This window comes from Parvibaculum sedimenti, from assembly GCF_009184905.1.
Classification (GTDB): Bacteria; Pseudomonadota; Alphaproteobacteria; order Parvibaculales; family Parvibaculaceae; genus Parvibaculum; species Parvibaculum sedimenti.
Window position 1 is genome coordinate 1 of record NZ_WESC01000001.1, and the last position, 16,503, is coordinate 16,503.

Genomic DNA, 16,503 nt, shown 5'->3' on the forward strand with positions numbered 1-16,503 from the left:
ACTCCCTGCAATCTTCCATCAAAAGGTGATCGCAGATCACGACGCCAGAGGTAATGTGGGGGCAAAACACCGCTTACTATTTACCGGGGCGAGAAGGCCAAGATGGGCCTCCATCAGGACCGCGACGAAGCGGCACTGGATGCCCCCGTCCTCTCGGTCTCTCTGGGCGACACATGCGTCTTCCGCGTCGGCGGCTACGAGCGCCGCGACAAGTCGAAAAGCTTCCGCCTTTCGAGCGGCGACGTGCTGGTTCTGGGCGGCGCCTCCCGCCTGCGCTTCCACGGCGTCGACCGGATCATCCCCGGCTCGTCGCAACTGGTGGAAGGCGGAGGGAGGCTGAATTTGACTCTGAGGCGGGTGAGGAATGTATGAGAGGATGAGCGCCTTTTGATCATGGTTAGCTTTGATCGCTGGCTGATCGAACCAAAAGTTTATCGAGCAGGTACGCTTTAAAAAGTCAGTAGGGAGATAATTTGGTGCGTCATCGCGGAAGAAAAATCCCTTTAATGCAGTCTGTGTTTCTCACGGCAATTTGAGAGTGAGTTTTGTCTTTAAAGCCGCTTCCCGGGAAAAGTTCGATTCCCTCGCCAAATAGACCTCGCACAGTGTCAAATGGTTCAACACCTTCTGGTCGGTTTGGGCCCTCAATAATTGAATGAAGATGATTAACTACCGCGCAGTCGAGGTAGCGCAACACCAGATCTGGACTTGGGTCCTTAGGCGCTTTTGCGTTAACGGGCATTGGATAGCCGGAGGCCTTCTGAACCTCTGCAAAGGAATTCGCAGCGTCTTTGACCAATTCAAGATTCTCTCGGACGAGCAGATCGAGGCAATTGCCTAAGTCGATTACCGCTCCTATTACAAATGGCTCTTTGTAATCACTGCGGGCGGCTTTTGCCTCTGCCCATTCCCACGCTCTGCGCGGATCGCCCTCCCAAAAATAAATTCCGGAGCCAAGCCAATCGAACGCTGTCTTGCTATGTAAAAGGTCTATCTCTCCGGTGACGGCCTGCTCACCAAGAGTTTTGTCGCAACCGTGATAGCCGAGGACGAAAGATGTTTGAAGCCGGCTCAACGCGCGTTAATAACCTTCTGACCACCATAATCGGGAGATAGCTTTCCCTCGTTGGTGTACACGCCTTCTTTAACGAGTGATTGTTGGGCTGTCTTAGCGCTAGCTGTGACGTTTTTTGTGTGTTGGGCGATCATCTTTTTGATCGCAGCACGCTTTGCGTCATTTGTCATGATCGTCTTCCTTAGTCGGACTACAGCCAATCAAAATTGATAGACCATCTCATGGTGGCATTGACAAATGATAATTTTTAAGGTAGAAGCTCATTGCTTCCTTGGTGAGCAACGAGCTTAGTCCGATTTCGTGATATCTAAACTTTTTCAAAGTTTGAATCCGAATGGCCACGGGTCGTGATTTCGTTGACCGGTCACGCGCTTAGTCTTCTTATCTCAATAAGGCTTCCAGCCCGGGATCGGCGAGACCTCGAAAAGCCAGAGATGGACATAGAGCATCAGCGCGAAGGCGATGAGGCTGGCGAGGATGCGCCACCAGCCGTGCCTCGTGAAACGGAACTTCGTCCGCTTTGAGAAGATCGCCGCGAAGGGAAGGTTTGAGGTTTTGGCCGCGAAGGCGTCCCACTTCGCGCCGAGCTTGCGGCGGCGCTTTTCGTCGATGGAGAGCGTGCCCAGCGCCGCGACCAGCAGGAAGGTTCCGAAGAAAAGGATCGAGGCCTTGTCGCCCTTCATGGCGATGTGAAGCGTCGACCAGATCATCACGCCCCAGAGGAACGGATGACGCGTGATGTGGACGATGCCCAGCGCGTCGTCGCCTTCGGTGTCGAGCACGCGCTCCGAGCGGAAGGCGGTCGGGTTCGGTGTGGTGAGGCCCACCACCGCGAAAAGGAAGGCGATCAGCATGACCGGCGGCGCCATGTGCTTGAGCCCGACGGGCGCAACCCAATAGAGCCGGTCGGGCTCCATCACGGCTTCGTTGTAGCCGATGATAAGCCAGACGAGCCCGCCCACAGAGGCGAGCGCGAAAGCGCCGAGATAGGGCCATTCGCCGACAGCGCCGACGACTGCATCGCGCAGACGCGTCCCCGAAACGCCAATGTGAATAGCCAGAAAGAAGGCCGCCGCCGCCCACAGATTCGCCATGAAACTCCCCTGCCTCGTACCAAACGCGATTGAAAATCGTTCTTGCCCCCTCCCGAACAAGGGCTTTTCTCAGCATGCCTCAATTCGCCCGAACGTCAAAAAAGAACATCAAAAACAAAGCCTCGCTCCGAACCCGTTTCAACGAGGTCGAATGATAAGCGCTGGCGATGGGGCGGGGATAAGCGGTGGTGCTGTCTCCCCGCTTAACGCAGGGAGACATTGCTTTTCGGGGATGTGTGCAGGTCGGCCTGCGATCAGGCCGGGATGGCTTTACGCCCTGGTATCGACATGGGTGCCGCTGGGCGCAGCCTCATCCGCCTTGGCGACGCCGACGCGGGCGGCGCGCAGCAGGCGGTCGCCGATCATGTAACCGGCCTCGACGACATGGACGACCGTGCCCGCCGGCTGGCCGGTGCCGGGCACTTCGAACATGGCTTCGTGCAGATTGGCGTCGAAGCGGTCGCCGGGGGCAGGCGTGATTTCCTTGATGCCGTGGCGTTCGAAGGTCGCAAGGAGCTGGCGCTCGGTCATCTCCACGCCTTCGATCAGCGCCTTCACCGTCGCGGAGGCGGCTTCGCGCTCTTCGGGGTTCAGCGTGGCGATGGCGCGGCGCAGATTGTCCGACACCGGCACCATGTCGCGGGCGAAATTCTGCGCGCCATAACGCGCCGCATCCTGCCTGTCGCGCTCGGCGCGGCGGCGGACATTTTCGGCCTCGGCGACGGCGCGAAGGAGCTTGTCCTTCAGATCGGCATTTTCGGCCTGAAGCGCCTGCAGCACGACGAAGGGGTCGCCCTCGCCTTCGACGCCCTGGGGTTCAATGGCGCCTTCGGTTTCCGGCTGGGGCGCAATGCCCATGGCCGCCGCTTCGTTTTCGTTGTTCTGATCGCTCATCGTCATATCCACTGGATGTGAGCCCCGCATGTGCGCGTTCGGGCCCCGTCTGTCAACCTGGGTGCTTCGAATTGCCGTCCTGCCTCAGTTGATGAGGCGCCCGACGAGTTTCGCCGTGTAATCCACCATCGGGATCACGCGGGCGTAATTGAGCCGTTTGGGCCCGATCACGCCCAGCACGCCGACCACGCGCTGGCGCTGGTCCATATAGGGGCTGATGATCAGCGATGAGCCCGACAGCGAAAAGAGCTTGTTCTCCGAGCCGATGAAGATGCGCACGCCATCCGCCTGCTCGGCGAGGCCGAGAAGCTGCACCAGCTCGCGCTTGTTCTCGATCTCGTCGAAAAGCAGCCTGACGCGCTCCAGATCCTCCATCGCATGCACATCTTCGAGAAGCCGCGCACGGCCACGCACGATCAGCGACTTCGACAGCGGATCGTCGGATTGCGCGACCTTCGATCCCGACCATGTGGCAAGGCCCGACGCGATGACGCGCGAGGTCAGTTCGTTGAGTTCCGCCCGCTGCGTTTCCATCTCGCTGGCGAGAATGGTTTTCGCTTCCTCGAAGGTTTTGCCGCGAAGCCGCGCATTCAGATAATTGGTCGCTTCCACCAGCGTCGAAGGCGGCAGGCCCATCGGAATTTCGATGACGCGGTTTTCCACCTCGCCGCCTTCGGTGACGATGACGACGAGCGCCCGGCCCGGATCGATGGGCACGAACTCGATATGCTTCAGCGAGGCTTCATATTTCGGCGCCAGCACGAAGCCTGCCGCATGGCTGAGGCCGGAGAGCATTTTCGACGCCTCGTCGAGCACGTCCTCGACGCTCTTGTGCTGGCCCGACACCTGCCGCTCGATGGAGCGGCGCTCCTCCTCCGAGAGGTCGCCGATCTCGAGAAGCCCGTCCACGAACATGCGCAGGCCCGCTTCGGTCGGAATGCGGCCCGCGCTCGTATGCGGTGAAAAAAGCAGGCCGAGTGCCTCCAGATCCGACATCACATTGCGGATCGAGGCAGCCGAAAGCGATATGGGAAGATGGCGCGACAGGAAGCGGGAGCCAACCGGATCGCCGGTCTCAAGATAGCTCTCCACGACACGGCGCAATATCTCGCGCGAGCGATCGTTGAGATCCTTGACGGCAACCATGGGTTCTTGCGTCTCCGCTATCTGTCTGAATTTGGCGCTAAAATTCGAGGTAAATCTAGGAAGTGTGGCCTCCCCCGTCAATTGCGGCAGTCCACGGCCTCCCGCAACCTTTGCCTTTGGGCCCTGCCCGCGCTACTAAACCCGCGGTCCCCGGCGCGTCCGGCATCGGCGGGCCAACAGCAATTTTGACGGAAGAGAAGGTTTCCATGCGTCCATCTGGTCGTGCGCCCCATGAGATGAGGGCTGTCAGCCTCGAACGCGGCGTCACCAAGCATGCCGAGGGCTCCTGCCTCGTCAAATTCGGCGACACCCATGTGCTTTGCACGGCGAGCCTTGAAGAGCGCGTGCCCCCCTTCCTCAAGGGCAAGGGCGCCGGCTGGGTCACGGCCGAATATGGCATGCTGCCCCGCTCCACCCATGAGCGCATGCGCCGCGAGGCCGCTCAGGGCAAGCAGTCCGGCCGCACGCAGGAAATCCAGCGCCTGATCGGCCGTTCGCTTCGCTCCGTCGTCGACATGAAGCTTCTCGGCGAGCGTCAGATCTCGATCGACTGCGACGTGCTTCAGGCCGATGGCGGCACCCGTACGGCCTCGATCACCGGCGCATGGGTCGCGCTTTACGACTGCATCGAGTGGATGAAGGCCCGCAACATGCTGACCGTCTCCCCGATCAAGGATCACGTGGCGGCGATCTCCTGCGGTATCTATCGCGGCGTTCCCGTGGCCGATCTCGACTATCCGGAAGATTCCGAGGCCGAGACGGATGCGAATTTCGTCATGACCGGCAAGGGCGGCATTTGCGAGATTCAGGGCACGGCGGAAGCCGAACCCTTCAGCCAGGAAGAGCTGATGTCGCTTCTCGGCCTCGCGCGGACTTCCATCGCCGATCTCGTGGAGCTTCAGAAGAAGGCCGTCGGCCTATGAGCCGCAAGTTTGCCGAAAAGACACTGGTTGTTGCCAGCCACAATGCGGGCAAGGTCCGGGAGATCCGCGAATTGCTCGCGCCTTTCGGTATCGAAACCGTGTCCGCCGGCGATCTGGGCCTCGATGAGCCGGAAGAAACCGGCGAGACTTTCCGCGCCAATGCGGAGCTGAAGGCGCTCGCCGCCGCGAAGGCCAGCGGCAAGCCCTCGCTTGCCGACGATTCCGGCCTTTGCGTCGAGGCGCTGAGCGGTGCCCCCGGCATCTATTCGGCGCGCTGGGCGGGTCCGCAGAAGGATTTCGACTTCGCGATGGAGCGCGTTCGCCTCGGTCTCGTCGAGGAAGGCACGCTCGATACACGCGCCTATTTCGTCTGCGGCCTTGCGCTTGCCTGGCCCGATGGCCACATCGAATATTTCGAAGGCCGGGTCGACGGCGAACTCGTCTGGCCGCCGCGCGGGACGAAAGGCTTTGGCTACGATCCCATGTTCGTGCCGAATGGCTACGACGAAACCCTCGGCGAGATGGAGCCCGAGCGCAAACACGCGATGTCGCATCGCGCCGACGCCTTCCGGCAAATCGTCGATAGCTGCTTTGGACAGAAATAGTCTGAATACGGACAAAAGAAATATAGTTCAGGGAGAGGACGAGGCCGGTTTCGGCGTCTATGTCCACTGGCCCTTCTGCCTGTCCAAATGCCCCTATTGCGACTTCAACTCCCATGTCGTCGCCAATGTCGATCAGCGCCAATGGGCGGATGCCCTGACGCGCGAACTTGAGCACATGCGCGGCCTCACCGGCCCGCGCGAGCTGCGCTCGATCTTCTTCGGCGGCGGCACACCTTCGCTGATGGAGGTCCCGACCGTCGAAGCGGTGCTCTCTGCCATCGACCGGCTCTGGGGCATCCATCAGGGCGTCGAGATCACACTTGAAGCAAACCCCACCAGCGTCGAGGCGGAGCGCTTTCGCGGCTATCGCGCGGCGGGCGTCAATCGCCTCTCGCTCGGCGTGCAATCGCTCGACGACCGCGAACTGAAGTTTCTGGGCCGCCTTCACAGCGCGGAAGAAGCGTTGAAGGCCATCGGCCTTGCACGAGAAATCTTTCCGCGCCTCTCTTTCGATCTCATCTATGCGCGACCGGGACAGACGGCTGAGGCCTGGGCGCGCGAATTGCGTCTCGCTTTGTCGCATGCCGCGGATCATCTCTCGCTCTATCAATTGACCATCGAGGAAGGCACGGCCTTCGCGCGTCTCTATGAGCGCGGTGCCTTCCGTCTGCCCGAGGAAGAAGACGCAGCCGAGCTCTATCGCCTGACCGGCGAGATCGCGGCGGAAGCCGGAATGTCCGCCTATGAAGTGTCGAACTACGCCAGGCCCGGCGCGGAGGCGCGGCACAATCTCGTCTATTGGCGCTATGGCGATTATGCGGGCGTCGGCCCCGGCGCGCATGGGCGCATCTCTGGCGACGGAAAGAAGCTCGCGACCCAAACGCTGAAAATGCCGGGCGAATGGCTCGCCGCCGTGAACGCGGAAGGCCACGGCATTGCGGCGCTCGAAGACGTGAGCACGGCCGAACAGGGCGACGAGATGATGCTGATGGGTCTCCGCCTCGAGGAAGGCGTCTCGCTTTCGCGCCACGCCCACCTTACCGGCCACGCGCTTGACGACGCGCGCGTCGACGACCTCGTGCAGAAGGGGCTCCTGCTGCGCGAGGGCGATCGCATCGCTACCACCCAGCGCGGCCGCCTCGTCCTCGATGCGCTCCTTGGCCGGTTGCTGGCGTAAAGGTACCCACCTCAACTGTCACCCCGGGCTACGTCCCGGGGGTGACAATCGCTTTTTCAGTCGTCAGAAAAGTGCGCTGCCAATTACCGGTCGTCGTAATCCGGCTGCGCTTCCGGCGCTGCCTTCTGGAACGCGGGCAGCGCTTCGCAGCGGGCGACGATTTCGCCAAGGCGCGGATAGGCGCTCAGATCCATCTTGATGCGGCGCAGATTGTAATATTGCGGCACCAGAAAAATATCGGCCACCGTCGGATAGTCGGCATAGGCGAATTGCGTGTCCGGCCCATTTCGCAGCATCGATTCGAGGGCTGAAAAGCCTTTATGCGCCCAATGCGCATACCACTTGTCGCGGTGGGCCTGCGGCAGCGCCAGTTCCTTGTCGAGGAACTTGAAGACGCGCATGTTGAGCAGCGCATGGGTCTCGGCGGCGACGGAGGCGGCGAAGGCGCGCGATTGCGCCCTGAGAACCGCATCCTTCGGGAAGACGGATGGCTCGGGGAAAAGCTCCTCGAGATATTCGATGATCGCGGAAGACTGCGTGATGATCTTGCCGTCATGCTCCAGCGCCGGGATCAGCGCCAGCGGATTGACCTTGCGAAACTCTTCGGAGAATTGCGCCTCGACCGGCGGGCGAATGTCGATCGAGACATGCTCGTAGGGAATGTTCTTGAGGTTGAGGACGGCGCGGACGCGATAGCCTGCCGAATTTCGGAAGAAATTATAGAGACGCATGGACCGGGAACTCACAGAACCTAGAGGGATGGCGGCACGCTGAAGCTGGTTGGCGCGGGATCGATGACGACGGGCCCGGAGCCATGCATTTCGAGAATGGCGAGGCCGCGTTCCGTCCGTCCGTCGGGCAGAAAACGGAAAATGCCGTCGACGCCCGCAAAGCCATCCGGCTCGGTGAGCGATTGCGCGGTGAAGCGCTCGCCCTCGGGCTTCGAGGCGAGCGCCACCGCGAGGCTCACGGCGTCATAGGCAAGGCTCACGATGCGCGGCGGCGTCGAGCCGTAGACGCGGGCATAGCGCGCGACGAACTGCGCATGCGCCTCGGGCGGCGGCGCGGGATACCAGCCGCCGTCGAGCGAGGGTTCGCTCTGCAGCGAAGGATCGTCCCAGAGGCCGGTGCCGAGGAACTTCACCTTGCGCGGGTCGACATCGTAATACGGCAGCAGTGGCGCAAGCGCGCGCAGCCGCGCGCCTCCTTCCGGCACGAAGACGGCCTGAAAGTTCACATCGCCGATCGTGTCCTGCTTTTCGATTTCCTTGAGGCCTTGCACGTCATTGGCCTTCTTCAGTTCGCTGCGCTTGGCGAGCAGCGCGCCATGGCGGGCGCCGTAATTGGCCAGTTGCTGCACCGGCCCGTTCATGCCCAGGCCATTCGCCGGATAAGTCTCGACGGCCGCGATATGGGCTCCATGGTCGGCGACCGCCTGCTCGAAGGCCGCGCGCACACGGATGCCGTAATCGTTCTGCGGGAAAAGCGCCGCGAAATTGGTGATGCCGTGCAACGCCGCATAGTCGACGATGCGGTTCACGTCCGCGCTCGGCAGGAAGGAGAGGAGATAGACCCCGTTGCCCGCGACAGTGGAGTCCGTCGAAAAGGCGACGACCGGCACATTGGCGCCATGGGCGACTGGTGCCACCGCGCTCACCTCTTCGGCGAAGAGCGGCCCGATGATGAGATCGGCGCCTTCCTTCACGGCCTCGGTCGCCGCCGTCTGCGCGCCGAGCGCGCTGCCGCCGGTCGCTTTGGGGATGAGCAGGATGTTCGGATTGTTGAACTCGAACAGTGCGAGCTGCGCGGCGTTGTAGAGCGAGTTCGACAGCGCCCGCACATCGGGTCGCGAGGAATTGAACGGCAGCAGCAGCGCCACGCGGATGAGCGGGCGCCCCTCCATCTGCTTCGGCGTGTAGAAGCCGCCGGTCTGGCGCGTCGCCTGCGGCTCGACCTTTTGCGGCGGCGGCTGCACGGCGATGGGCGGCGACTGGAGGACCGGGCGCGGTGGCGGCGCTTCCTCGGCGCCGCCGAATCCGGCGCAGCCCGCAAGGCTCAAGCCTGCACCGAGAAAAACAAGCGCCCCCAGAACCGAACGGAAGCCAGAAGGAAGATGCGAGGCGAGGCGCTGCATGCGAACCATATGTCCCAGAAATGAAGGCTGGAGCCTAATCTCGCTCCCGGCCCAAGTAAACGCCAAGGCTCCCCCGATGCGGCCCGGCATTGCCAAATAAGGCGGTCCGGCGCAAGGTCGCCACACCCCCGAAACCGGAAGTCTCATGTCGAAACCTGCTCCCGATCGCTCTCTCAATGCCCTTGCGCCCGGCCTTTATGTGACGGCGACGCCTATCGGCAATGCCTCCGACATCAGCCTGCGCGCGCTCGACGTGCTGCGGGGTGCCGATCTTGTCCTTTGCGAAGATACGCGGGTGACGGCAAAGCTTTTCGCCATTCACGGGATCGACACGAAAATGGCGCCCTACCACGACCATAACGCCGCGGAGATGCGGCCGAAGGTTCTGCGCCGTCTCGAAGCGGGCGAACGCATTGCGCTGGTGTCGGACGCGGGTACGCCGCTCATCTCCGATCCCGGTTACAAGCTCGTGCGCGAGGCGGTGGAGGCCGGCCACAATGTGACAACGCTGCCCGGCGCCTCCTCCGTCATGGCGGCGCTGACGCTGGCGGGCCTGCCCACGGATCGTTTCTTCTTTGCGGGGTTCCTCTCCGCAAAGCAGGAGGCGCGGCGCAAGGAGCTGGCCGACCTCGCCGCCGTTCCGGCGACGCTCGTCTTTCTCGAAAGCGCGAACCGGCTCGATGCCTCGCTCGCCGATATGGCGATGGCGCTTGGGCCCCGGGAGGCGGCCGTCGCCCGCGAACTGACCAAGCGCTTCGAGGAGGTGCGCCGCGGGCACCTCTCCGACCTTGCCGCGCATTATGCCGAAGCGGGCGCGCCCAAGGGCGAGATCGTGGTGGTGGTGGGCCCGCCGGCCGCACGCGCGCCCCTTTGCCAGGGAGAAGTCGATGCCATGCTCGAAAACGCCCTGAAGCGAACGAGCCTCAAGGACGCGGTCGCCGAAGTCACGGCCATGACCGGGCTTCCCCGGCGCGAGGTCTATGCTCGCGCCCTGACGCTCTCGGGCGACGACGGCGAATGAGGGGCGATGCGGCGCGGGGCCGCGCGGCCCATACCTCCGGCCTTCGCGCCGAGGCGCTGGCCGCTCTTTTCCTTCAACTCAAGGGTTATCGCATCCTGGCGCGGCGCATGAAGACCCGGGCGGGCGAAATCGACCTCGTGGTTCGGCGCGGGCGTAGCCTCGTCTTCGTGGAGGTCAAGGCCCGGAGCGATCTGGAGGCTGCCGCCGAAGCGCTTCAGATGCGCCAGCGCGCCCGCCTCGCCCGCGCGGCGGAGCTGTTCGTCGGTGCCCGTCCGGCGCTGATGGATCTCGACATGCGGTTCGACCTGGTTCTGGTGGCACCACGCCGCTGGCCCCGCCATTTGCCCGATGCCTGGCGGCCCTGAACCGCAGCGGCCCAACTATCGTCATAATATCGCCGCATGGCCGGGGTCTTTTTGCGTGATGGTTCGTTTCGATGGCTCGAAAGGCTGAGCATAATGCGACATCTCACGACGGCGCGGCTTCTTCCGGCGCTTCTCATCTCGGCTCTCTCCTTGTCCGGATGCATCCCTCTGGTCGTGGGCGCGGGTGCGACGGGCGCTGTTGCTGCTGCGCAGGATCGCGGCCTTGAACAGGGCGTCAACGACAACGAAATCGCCTTCGAGATTAATCGCAGGCTTGCGGACAAGAATGGCGATCTCTTCCGTCGCGTTTCGACGCAGGTGAACCGGGGCCGCGTCGTACTCATCGGCACGGTCGCCAGGACAGAGGATCGCCTGACCGTTGTGGAGATCAGCCGCAAGGTCGATGGCGTGAAGCAGGTCATCGACGAACTTCAGGTTGGACAGCCCCTGAGCTTCTCCGAGAATACCGACGACACGGTGATTACGACCAAGCTTCGCGGCGAGATCACGGGCGACTCGAAAATTTCAAGCATCAACTACTCGATCGACACTGTGCGCGGCACGGTTTACCTGATGGGCATAGCCCAGAACCAGTCCGAGCTTGATCGCGTGATCGCGCATGCGCGCGGGGTCTCCGGCGTCCGCAACGTCGTCTCGAATGTCGAGGTCAAATCCTCCATAACGCAGCAGTAAATCCTTCCGCTCATTTCTTCGGCCATGATGGCGAGAGGTGTCTTGCCGTCATGGCGCTTCCCGCGCCATGATCGACACATGGGCAAGGCTGAGGCTGACATCGAAGCCGAACTGAGAGCCGCGGGCGAGACGCCTGACGACGCGCTCGACATCGCGCGTCTGGCGCTCGCCTTTGCAGCGCTTGACCGCCCAGGCATTTCGCTGGCGCCCTATGAAGAACATCTGAAGGAACTCGTCCGCAGCCTGCGCGTGAGGCTCAGCCCCGATCCGTCGCGAAGCGGCGACAGCGCGGAGGTCGTCGCCGGCGCGCTTGCGGCCATCGTCGCCGATCGTTTCCTCTATCGAGGTGATAATGCGACTTACGACGATCCGCAGAATGCGAACCTGATGCATGTGATAGATCGGCGCAAAGGCTTGCCGGTGACGCTCGGCATTCTCTATCTGCATGCCGCCCGGTCGCTCGGTCTCGATATTTGCGGGCTCAACTTTCCCGGCCATTTCGTGCTGCGTCTTCGCGTCGGTCAAACCGCCGCGATCATTGATCCGTTCAATCGGGGCGAGCTTCTTTCCACCGCCGATCTTCTTCGCCTTCTTCGCAGTATCGAGGGCGAGGAAGCAAAGCTGACGCCGGAGACTCATGCGTCGGTGAGTGCGCGTGACATTCTGCTCCGACTACAGAATAATATTCTGAGCCGCGCCATTCGCGCCAATGAGCTGGATCGCGCGCGAGACGTCGTCGCCCGCATGATATGGATCGCGCCGCGCCGCGCCGGATTGCATTTCGAGCTTGGCCGCCTCGAGGTCCATGCGGGCCATATGGGTGCGGCGGCCGAAGCTTTCGAAATCTGCCGCAACATGGCGTCGGGCGATGGTGAAATGCGCATCGCAGGCATGGCCGAAGAGGCGCTGCGTCGCCTCAAGACACGCCTGAATTAGCTCAAGGCCGGGGCATGGGGATTGACTGCACCGAGTGCAGGAAGTCGCGCATGGCGTCTCCCGCGCCGGTCAGCACCATTTCCACACCGATGGTCGCGACGATGAGGCCCATGAGCCGCGTCACCACGGTGAGATTGGTTTCCCCCAGAAAGCGCACGATGCGCGGCGCCTGCATGAACATGAGATAGGTGACGCCTGCGATCACCGTGAAGGCTGCGATCGAGACGGCTGTATAGAGAACTCCCGGATTGGCCGCGAAGCCGACTGCGGTCGCGATGGTGCCGGGGCCCGCGATCATCGGCATGCCGAGCGGCGATACCGCGATCGAAAGTTGGGCGCGGATAATGTCGGCGCGCGGTTCCTCGCCCTCGACCTGCTGAGGCACCTGCACGGAAGAGGACCGGCCTTGAAGCATCTCGTAGCCGACAATGGCGACCAGGATTCCGCCCGCGATCCGGAGCGCGGCCATGGTGATGCCGAACATTTCGAAAATGACCTTGCCCGCAACGCTGAAGAGGATGACGACGAAAAGCGCGGTCAGCACCGCGTTGCGGGCGATGGCGCGGCGCACCGGCGGCCGGTCGCCTGCCGTCAGCGCGATGAAGATCGGCGTCGCTGAAATCGGGTTCGCAATGGCGAAATAGCCGGCCAGCGCCGTCAGGCCGAAGGTGATGAGTTCGTTGGTCATGTGCTCTCCCGTCGAAGCAACAGGGTCGTGCCTTCGGCCCAAAACTGCAAGCATGGACCGCCGGCCCTCTGGTCTTTTGCCTGCCCCCTTCCCATGTCGAGGGCAAAATGGGCTAAAACAACTGGCCCGCTTAAAACGCGGACCGCGAGACGCCACATTCGACGCCAGAAGAAACCAGCCTCAAGACCGGAGCCCCCATGAGCCTCAAAGTCGCGATCCAGATGGACCCGATCCATACGATCAACATCAACGCGGATTCGACCTTCGCACTCGGTCTGGAAGCGCAGGCGCGCGGGCACAGGCTCTTCTATTACGAGCCGAAAGAGCTTTCGATGCGCGACGGCCGCGTCTATGCGCGTGGCCGCTCCATGACGCTCCGCCGCGAGATCGGCAATCATTCGACGCTGGGCAGCCTCGAAAAGATCGACCTTCACGAGGTCGACGTGGTGTTGATGCGGCAGGACCCGCCCTTCGACATGAGCTACATCACCGCGACGCATATGCTGGAGATGGTCCATCCCAAAACGCTCGTCGTGAACGATCCGGCGGAAGTCAGGAACGCGCCGGAGAAGCTTTTCGCGACGCGCTTCGAGGGCTTGCTGCCGCCGACGCTCATCAGCCGCGACCCGGAAGAGATCCGTGCCTTCCGCAGGGAGTTCGGCGACATCATCGTGAAGCCGCTTTTCGGCAATGGCGGCATGGGCGTCTTCCGCATCCGCGAGGGCGACGAGAACCTGAACTCGCTGCTCGAAATGTTCGGCCAGATGAACCGCGAACCGGTCATCGTGCAGAAATATCTTTCCGATGTGCGCAAGGGCGACAAGCGCATCATCCTTGTCGACGGCAAGCCCGTGGGCGCGATCAACCGCGTACCGGCCGAGGGCGAGGCGCGGTCCAACATGCATGTCGGCGGCCGTCCCGAGCAGTCGAAGCTCACAAAGCGCGAGCAGGAAATCTGCGAGATCATCGGTCCGGACCTGAAGAAGCGCGGACTGATCTTTGTCGGCATCGACGTCATCGGCGATTATCTCACCGAGATCAACGTCACCTCGCCGACCGGCATTCAGGAGATCGACCGCTTCGACCAGACCAACATTGCGGCGCTCGTCTGGGATGCGATCGAGGGAAGAAAATAGCGACGGGGATTGTGGTGAGGGGCACGCCGCAATCATCCCGTCTGAGGTGGTGGGAGGCTTCGATGAACCATGTCGTATTGGACAAAGTTGACGAAAAGACCATTCGGAATTTTCAGAACCGATTTCTGGTCGTGCTGCTTCTCCTCGTGCCGCTGAATGCCTACCGGCTTTACCCCATGAATATGGCTGTTCCCGGGATTCAGGCTCTTGCGGTCGTCTTTCTCTTTGTCGTGAACAACTTTGCGAGGCAAAGGGTCTTTCTCACCTTCCTGATCCTTGTGACCCTCGTCAATCTCGTCGCTCAATTTTTTGGTCAGAGGCAGGATGTGATAGTCGGTGCTTTCATGCCGCTCACCTGCATGACGCTTTACTGGCATTCGGACAAGAGCTGGATTGGCGCCTTTCTCGGGTCTTATTTGCTGCTGGCGACCGGCCTCAATATCTATGAGTGGAGCGAGGCCCGAGGGCCTTACGATTTTTATGCGATGGAGCTCAAGTGCCTTCTGGCTGTCGTCTCGGCAGGCATGGTCGTTTATTACCTGGACTATGTGCACAAGCAAATGAACCAGCAGCTTGTCTTTATCAAACGTAACCGCGACTACTACAAAAGCGTCGCCGGCAGGGATTATCTGACCGGCTTGCGAAATCGCAGCGCCCTCACCGAGCTCTTCAACGCGGCGGAGAGGCGGTTCAACTCCGTCATCCTTATCGACCTCGATGACTTCAAATCGATCAACGATCTCTACGGACACGCGATCGGCGATGACTACCTTCGTTCCGTCGCCGACGTGCTGCGCAAGCTTGAGAATGACGATCTGGTTGCAGGGCGGCTTGGTGGCGATGAGTTCCTCGTCATGGCCTCATGTCGTGACGAAGCCGATGTCGAGGCGCTTGGCGAGAAAATCGGCGATATGATTGCGGCAATTCGTGTTCCGTCCGCGCAGACTTTTACCGGCAGCACGGCCAGCATCGGCATGTGCTTCAGCCTTGCGGAGATAGATCTTCTGGACGCCATCAAAGTGGCCGACAAGGAGATGTATGAAAACAAGAAGGCGCGCGCCGGCAGGTCGACGCTCACGCAGCTATACTAATGTCGTGAAGGCCGGCGGACGATTCAACGGAGAGACGGCAAGCCCGTGGGCGCGATCAACCGCGTACCGGTCGAGGGCGAGGCGCGGTCCAACATGCATGTCGGCGGCCGTCCCGAGCAGTCGAAACTCACAAAACGCGAGCAGGAAATCTGCGAGATCATCGGTCCGGACCTGAAGAAGCGCGGACTGATCTTTGTCGGCATCGACGTCATCGGCGATTATCTCACCGAGATCAACGTCGCCTCGCCGACCGGCATTCAGGAGATCGACCGCTTCGACCAGACCAACATTGTGGCGCTGGTGTGGGACGCGATCGAGGCGCGGCGTAGCTAGAGTCTCTATCCCCTCGACTCGCTTCGTTCAAACAGGTTGAATACGGACAAAACTGAGTAACGGGGGCTGTGGTGATTCATTTCAGAATAATCCGGTATGTCACTCTGGTCTGTGGGTTCTTTCTCGCAGGCTGTGCGCCAAAAAATATCGACCAGAGCTATGCTTTTTCCCAGACCGCGGGAAAGGGGGTAGTAATTGGTTCGATTACCTATGTGGGTGCATCCTCGGCCTGTACGGTCGTTTACCGAAAGATCGGCGATACCAATATTAGCTATTTCAGCGCCGGACATTCCGACATGCTGGTCTCGTTGGTTGCGGGTAATGACATAGAGGGGGGTGCGGACAAAGGCGATCTCTTCGCTGTTGAAGTGCCCGCGGGAGACTATGAGATCGTGCGTTGGGCGGCTAGCAGCGGCTATGCACATATGGGATCAGCGGAGGATTTCAGTATCCACTTCCACGTGGAGCCGGGCAAAGCTGTCTATCTCGGCAATTTTTATTTCGAGGAGGCTGACAGGTTTGGTGCCACAACGACGGGTATGATCATGGATTATAGGGACCGTGCGGAGCGGGACATGAAGGTTTTTGTGAAGAAGTATCCCGGGTTTTCCAACATCAAAATTGCTTCGAGTATCGAGACGGGCCGCGTTTACAAGAATTTGGGACAAGGATCCAACGTCTCGATCGAGATTCCGCCCATAATGGTTATCACACATTGAGCAATGCTTCGTGGTTGTGCTCCGATGGCAAATAGCCGGCGCGATCGACCACCTCCCTGCCGAAGGAGAAAAAGGCAGCGCGCCGCAAGCTTGCGAAGTCGCTCGGCCTTACGAGCCTCGACGCGTTCTTCGCTGCGAGCCCGGATGTGAGGACAAAATTTCGAACGGGTGTCGGGGCGATCAACAGGAAATATCCGCCTGCCACCGTCTCCGATCTCGTCGATCACGTCGACTATGCGGTGAAGCTGATCGGCATCGACCATGTCGGCATCGCGTCGGGCTTCCAGGGCGGTGGCGGCGTCACGGGCTGGGCCAATGCGGGCGAAACCTTGAACCTGACGAAGGATCTCGTCCGCCGTGGCTATTCGCAGGACGGTATTGCCAGGTTCTGGGGCGGCAACATCATGCGCGTCATGGACGAGGTTGCCGCCGCGCGGAAAGCGCCATAGGCCGCTCACTCCGGCACTCGCCTA

The 16,503-nt window shown here is 61.4% G+C and carries 19 protein-coding genes and 2 pseudogenes; 13 read left to right on the plus strand and 8 right to left on the minus strand.

The genetic code is table 11. The annotated features are described in order from the left end of the window. Window positions 1-87: 87 nt before the first annotated feature. Window positions 88-372 (plus strand): annotated as a pseudogene (locus F2P47_RS00005) (alpha-ketoglutarate-dependent dioxygenase AlkB); the annotation flags it as partial. A 109-nt stretch (window positions 373-481) separates the two neighbouring features. Here the strand turns inward: F2P47_RS00005 and F2P47_RS00010 are convergent. The 5 genes from F2P47_RS00010 to hrcA form a co-directional block, all read right to left on the minus strand. Then, complete coding sequence (locus tag F2P47_RS00010; protein ID WP_152214112.1) at window positions 482-1,075, minus strand: hypothetical protein; 594 nt, start codon at window positions 1,073-1,075, stop codon at window positions 482-484. Beyond that, the gene (locus tag F2P47_RS17555) at window positions 1,072-1,245 is read right to left on the minus strand and encodes a hypothetical protein (protein ID WP_185680866.1); all 174 of its coding nucleotides are present in this window, start codon (window positions 1,243-1,245) and stop codon (window positions 1,072-1,074) included. The genes F2P47_RS00010 and F2P47_RS17555 overlap by 4 nt, the downstream gene beginning before the upstream one ends. Before the next feature lie 216 nt (window positions 1,246-1,461). After that, window positions 1,462-2,169, minus strand: coding sequence for an NnrU family protein (locus F2P47_RS00015; protein ID WP_152214113.1), 708 nt, complete (start codon window positions 2,167-2,169; stop codon window positions 1,462-1,464). A 270-nt stretch (window positions 2,170-2,439) separates the two neighbouring features. After that, window positions 2,440-3,063 (minus strand): nucleotide exchange factor GrpE, encoded by a 624-nt coding sequence (gene grpE / locus F2P47_RS00020; RefSeq protein WP_152214114.1) that lies wholly within the window; start codon window positions 3,061-3,063, stop codon window positions 2,440-2,442. Window positions 3,064-3,147: 84 nt separating this feature from the next. Further along, window positions 3,148-4,209: a heat-inducible transcriptional repressor HrcA gene (hrcA, locus tag F2P47_RS00025; RefSeq protein ID WP_152214115.1), complete on the minus strand. Its 1,062-nt coding sequence runs from the start codon at window positions 4,207-4,209 to the stop codon at window positions 3,148-3,150. A gap of 206 nt (window positions 4,210-4,415) precedes the next feature. Between hrcA and rph the strand changes: the two genes are divergently transcribed. From rph to hemW, 3 genes are read left to right on the plus strand one after another with little or no spacing between them, the layout of a single operon-like run. Continuing rightward, a complete protein-coding gene (gene rph / locus F2P47_RS00030) occupies window positions 4,416-5,132 on the plus strand; it encodes a ribonuclease PH (protein ID WP_152214116.1) in 717 nt (238 codons plus the stop codon). Then, window positions 5,129-5,737 (plus strand): RdgB/HAM1 family non-canonical purine NTP pyrophosphatase, encoded by a 609-nt coding sequence (gene rdgB, locus F2P47_RS00035; RefSeq protein WP_152214117.1) that lies wholly within the window; start codon window positions 5,129-5,131, stop codon window positions 5,735-5,737. The genes rph and rdgB overlap by 4 nt, the downstream gene beginning before the upstream one ends. Next, window positions 5,724-6,914, plus strand: a complete 1,191-nt coding sequence (hemW, locus tag F2P47_RS00040) for a radical SAM family heme chaperone HemW (RefSeq protein WP_246176653.1) — start codon at window positions 5,724-5,726, stop codon at window positions 6,912-6,914. The genes rdgB and hemW overlap by 14 nt, the downstream gene beginning before the upstream one ends. A gap of 83 nt (window positions 6,915-6,997) precedes the next feature. Here hemW and maiA read toward each other — a convergent pair whose 3' ends face one another. Then, window positions 6,998-7,645, minus strand: coding sequence for a maleylacetoacetate isomerase (maiA, locus tag F2P47_RS00045; protein WP_152214119.1), 648 nt, complete (start codon window positions 7,643-7,645; stop codon window positions 6,998-7,000). Between the two features lie 20 nt (window positions 7,646-7,665). Continuing rightward, window positions 7,666-9,048 carry a penicillin-binding protein activator gene (locus F2P47_RS00050; RefSeq protein WP_185680867.1) on the minus strand — a complete coding sequence of 461 codons (1,383 nt, stop codon included), beginning with the start codon at window positions 9,046-9,048 and terminating at the stop codon, window positions 7,666-7,668. Window positions 9,049-9,193: 145 nt separating this feature from the next. Between F2P47_RS00050 and rsmI the strand changes: the two genes are divergently transcribed. The 4 genes from rsmI (at window position 9,194) to F2P47_RS00070 (ending at window position 12,063) form a co-directional block, all read left to right on the plus strand. Then, window positions 9,194-10,069 (plus strand): 16S rRNA (cytidine(1402)-2'-O)-methyltransferase, encoded by an 876-nt coding sequence (gene rsmI / locus F2P47_RS00055; RefSeq protein ID WP_152214121.1) that lies wholly within the window; start codon window positions 9,194-9,196, stop codon window positions 10,067-10,069. Beyond that, window positions 10,066-10,434 carry a YraN family protein gene (locus F2P47_RS00060; RefSeq protein ID WP_152214122.1) on the plus strand — a complete coding sequence of 123 codons (369 nt, stop codon included), beginning with the start codon at window positions 10,066-10,068 and terminating at the stop codon, window positions 10,432-10,434. Before rsmI ends, F2P47_RS00060 begins: the two co-directional genes overlap by 4 nt. Window positions 10,435-10,527: 93 nt before the next feature. Then, window positions 10,528-11,127 carry a BON domain-containing protein gene (locus F2P47_RS00065; RefSeq protein WP_185680868.1) on the plus strand — a complete coding sequence of 200 codons (600 nt, stop codon included), beginning with the start codon at window positions 10,528-10,530 and terminating at the stop codon, window positions 11,125-11,127. 78 nt (window positions 11,128-11,205) lie between these two features. Next, window positions 11,206-12,063 (plus strand): SirB1 family protein, encoded by an 858-nt coding sequence (locus F2P47_RS00070; protein ID WP_185680869.1) that lies wholly within the window; start codon window positions 11,206-11,208, stop codon window positions 12,061-12,063. Window position 12,064: 1 nt separating this feature from the next. Here F2P47_RS00070 and F2P47_RS00075 read toward each other — a convergent pair whose 3' ends face one another. After that, window positions 12,065-12,751, minus strand: a complete 687-nt coding sequence (locus tag F2P47_RS00075) for a MarC family protein (RefSeq protein WP_152214125.1) — start codon at window positions 12,749-12,751, stop codon at window positions 12,065-12,067. A 197-nt stretch (window positions 12,752-12,948) separates the two neighbouring features. Between F2P47_RS00075 and gshB the strand changes: the two genes are divergently transcribed. From gshB to F2P47_RS00100, 5 genes and pseudogenes are all read left to right on the plus strand, one after another. Then, window positions 12,949-13,887 (plus strand): glutathione synthase, encoded by a 939-nt coding sequence (gene gshB / locus F2P47_RS00080; RefSeq protein WP_152214126.1) that lies wholly within the window; start codon window positions 12,949-12,951, stop codon window positions 13,885-13,887. Between the two features lie 62 nt (window positions 13,888-13,949). Then, window positions 13,950-14,978 carry a GGDEF domain-containing protein gene (locus F2P47_RS00085; RefSeq protein WP_152214127.1) on the plus strand — a complete coding sequence of 343 codons (1,029 nt, stop codon included), beginning with the start codon at window positions 13,950-13,952 and terminating at the stop codon, window positions 14,976-14,978. A 3-nt stretch (window positions 14,979-14,981) separates the two neighbouring features. Further along, window positions 14,982-15,311 (plus strand): annotated as a pseudogene (locus F2P47_RS00090) (ATP-grasp domain-containing protein); the annotation flags it as partial. 71 nt (window positions 15,312-15,382) lie between these two features. Next, on the plus strand, window positions 15,383-16,030 hold the full coding sequence (locus tag F2P47_RS00095; protein WP_152214128.1) for a hypothetical protein: 648 nt from the start codon (window positions 15,383-15,385) through the stop codon (window positions 16,028-16,030). Window positions 16,031-16,176: 146 nt separating this feature from the next. Beyond that, a complete protein-coding gene (locus tag F2P47_RS00100) occupies window positions 16,177-16,479 on the plus strand; it encodes a membrane dipeptidase (protein WP_204886443.1) in 303 nt (100 codons plus the stop codon). The last annotated feature ends 24 nt before the right edge of the window (window positions 16,480-16,503 follow it).

Excerpts from the sequence above, each read along its gene's own strand:
- F2P47_RS17555 (WP_185680866.1), bottom strand. The coding sequence starts at position 1,245 with ATGACAAATGACGCAAAGCGTGCTGCGATCAAAAAGATGATCGCCCAA.
- rph (WP_152214116.1), top strand. The coding sequence starts at position 4,416 with ATGCGTCCATCTGGTCGTGCGCCCCATGAGATGAGGGCTGTCAGCCTC.
- hrcA (WP_152214115.1), bottom strand. The coding sequence starts at position 4,209 with ATGGTTGCCGTCAAGGATCTCAACGATCGCTCGCGCGAGATATTGCGC.
- grpE (WP_152214114.1), bottom strand. The coding sequence starts at position 3,063 with ATGAGCGATCAGAACAACGAAAACGAAGCGGCGGCCATGGGCATTGCG.
- F2P47_RS00085 (WP_152214127.1), top strand. The coding sequence starts at position 13,950 with ATGAACCATGTCGTATTGGACAAAGTTGACGAAAAGACCATTCGGAAT.
- F2P47_RS00065 (WP_185680868.1), top strand. The coding sequence starts at position 10,528 with ATGCGACATCTCACGACGGCGCGGCTTCTTCCGGCGCTTCTCATCTCG.
- rdgB (WP_152214117.1), top strand. The coding sequence starts at position 5,129 with ATGAGCCGCAAGTTTGCCGAAAAGACACTGGTTGTTGCCAGCCACAAT.
- F2P47_RS00015 (WP_152214113.1), bottom strand. The coding sequence starts at position 2,169 with ATGGCGAATCTGTGGGCGGCGGCGGCCTTCTTTCTGGCTATTCACATT.
- F2P47_RS00050 (WP_185680867.1), bottom strand. The coding sequence starts at position 9,048 with ATGCAGCGCCTCGCCTCGCATCTTCCTTCTGGCTTCCGTTCGGTTCTG.
- F2P47_RS00070 (WP_185680869.1), top strand. The coding sequence starts at position 11,206 with ATGGGCAAGGCTGAGGCTGACATCGAAGCCGAACTGAGAGCCGCGGGC.
- F2P47_RS00060 (WP_152214122.1), top strand. The coding sequence starts at position 10,066 with ATGAGGGGCGATGCGGCGCGGGGCCGCGCGGCCCATACCTCCGGCCTT.
- gshB (WP_152214126.1), top strand. The coding sequence starts at position 12,949 with ATGAGCCTCAAAGTCGCGATCCAGATGGACCCGATCCATACGATCAAC.
- maiA (WP_152214119.1), bottom strand. The coding sequence starts at position 7,645 with ATGCGTCTCTATAATTTCTTCCGAAATTCGGCAGGCTATCGCGTCCGC.
- rsmI (WP_152214121.1), top strand. The coding sequence starts at position 9,194 with ATGTCGAAACCTGCTCCCGATCGCTCTCTCAATGCCCTTGCGCCCGGC.
- F2P47_RS00075 (WP_152214125.1), bottom strand. The coding sequence starts at position 12,751 with ATGACCAACGAACTCATCACCTTCGGCCTGACGGCGCTGGCCGGCTAT.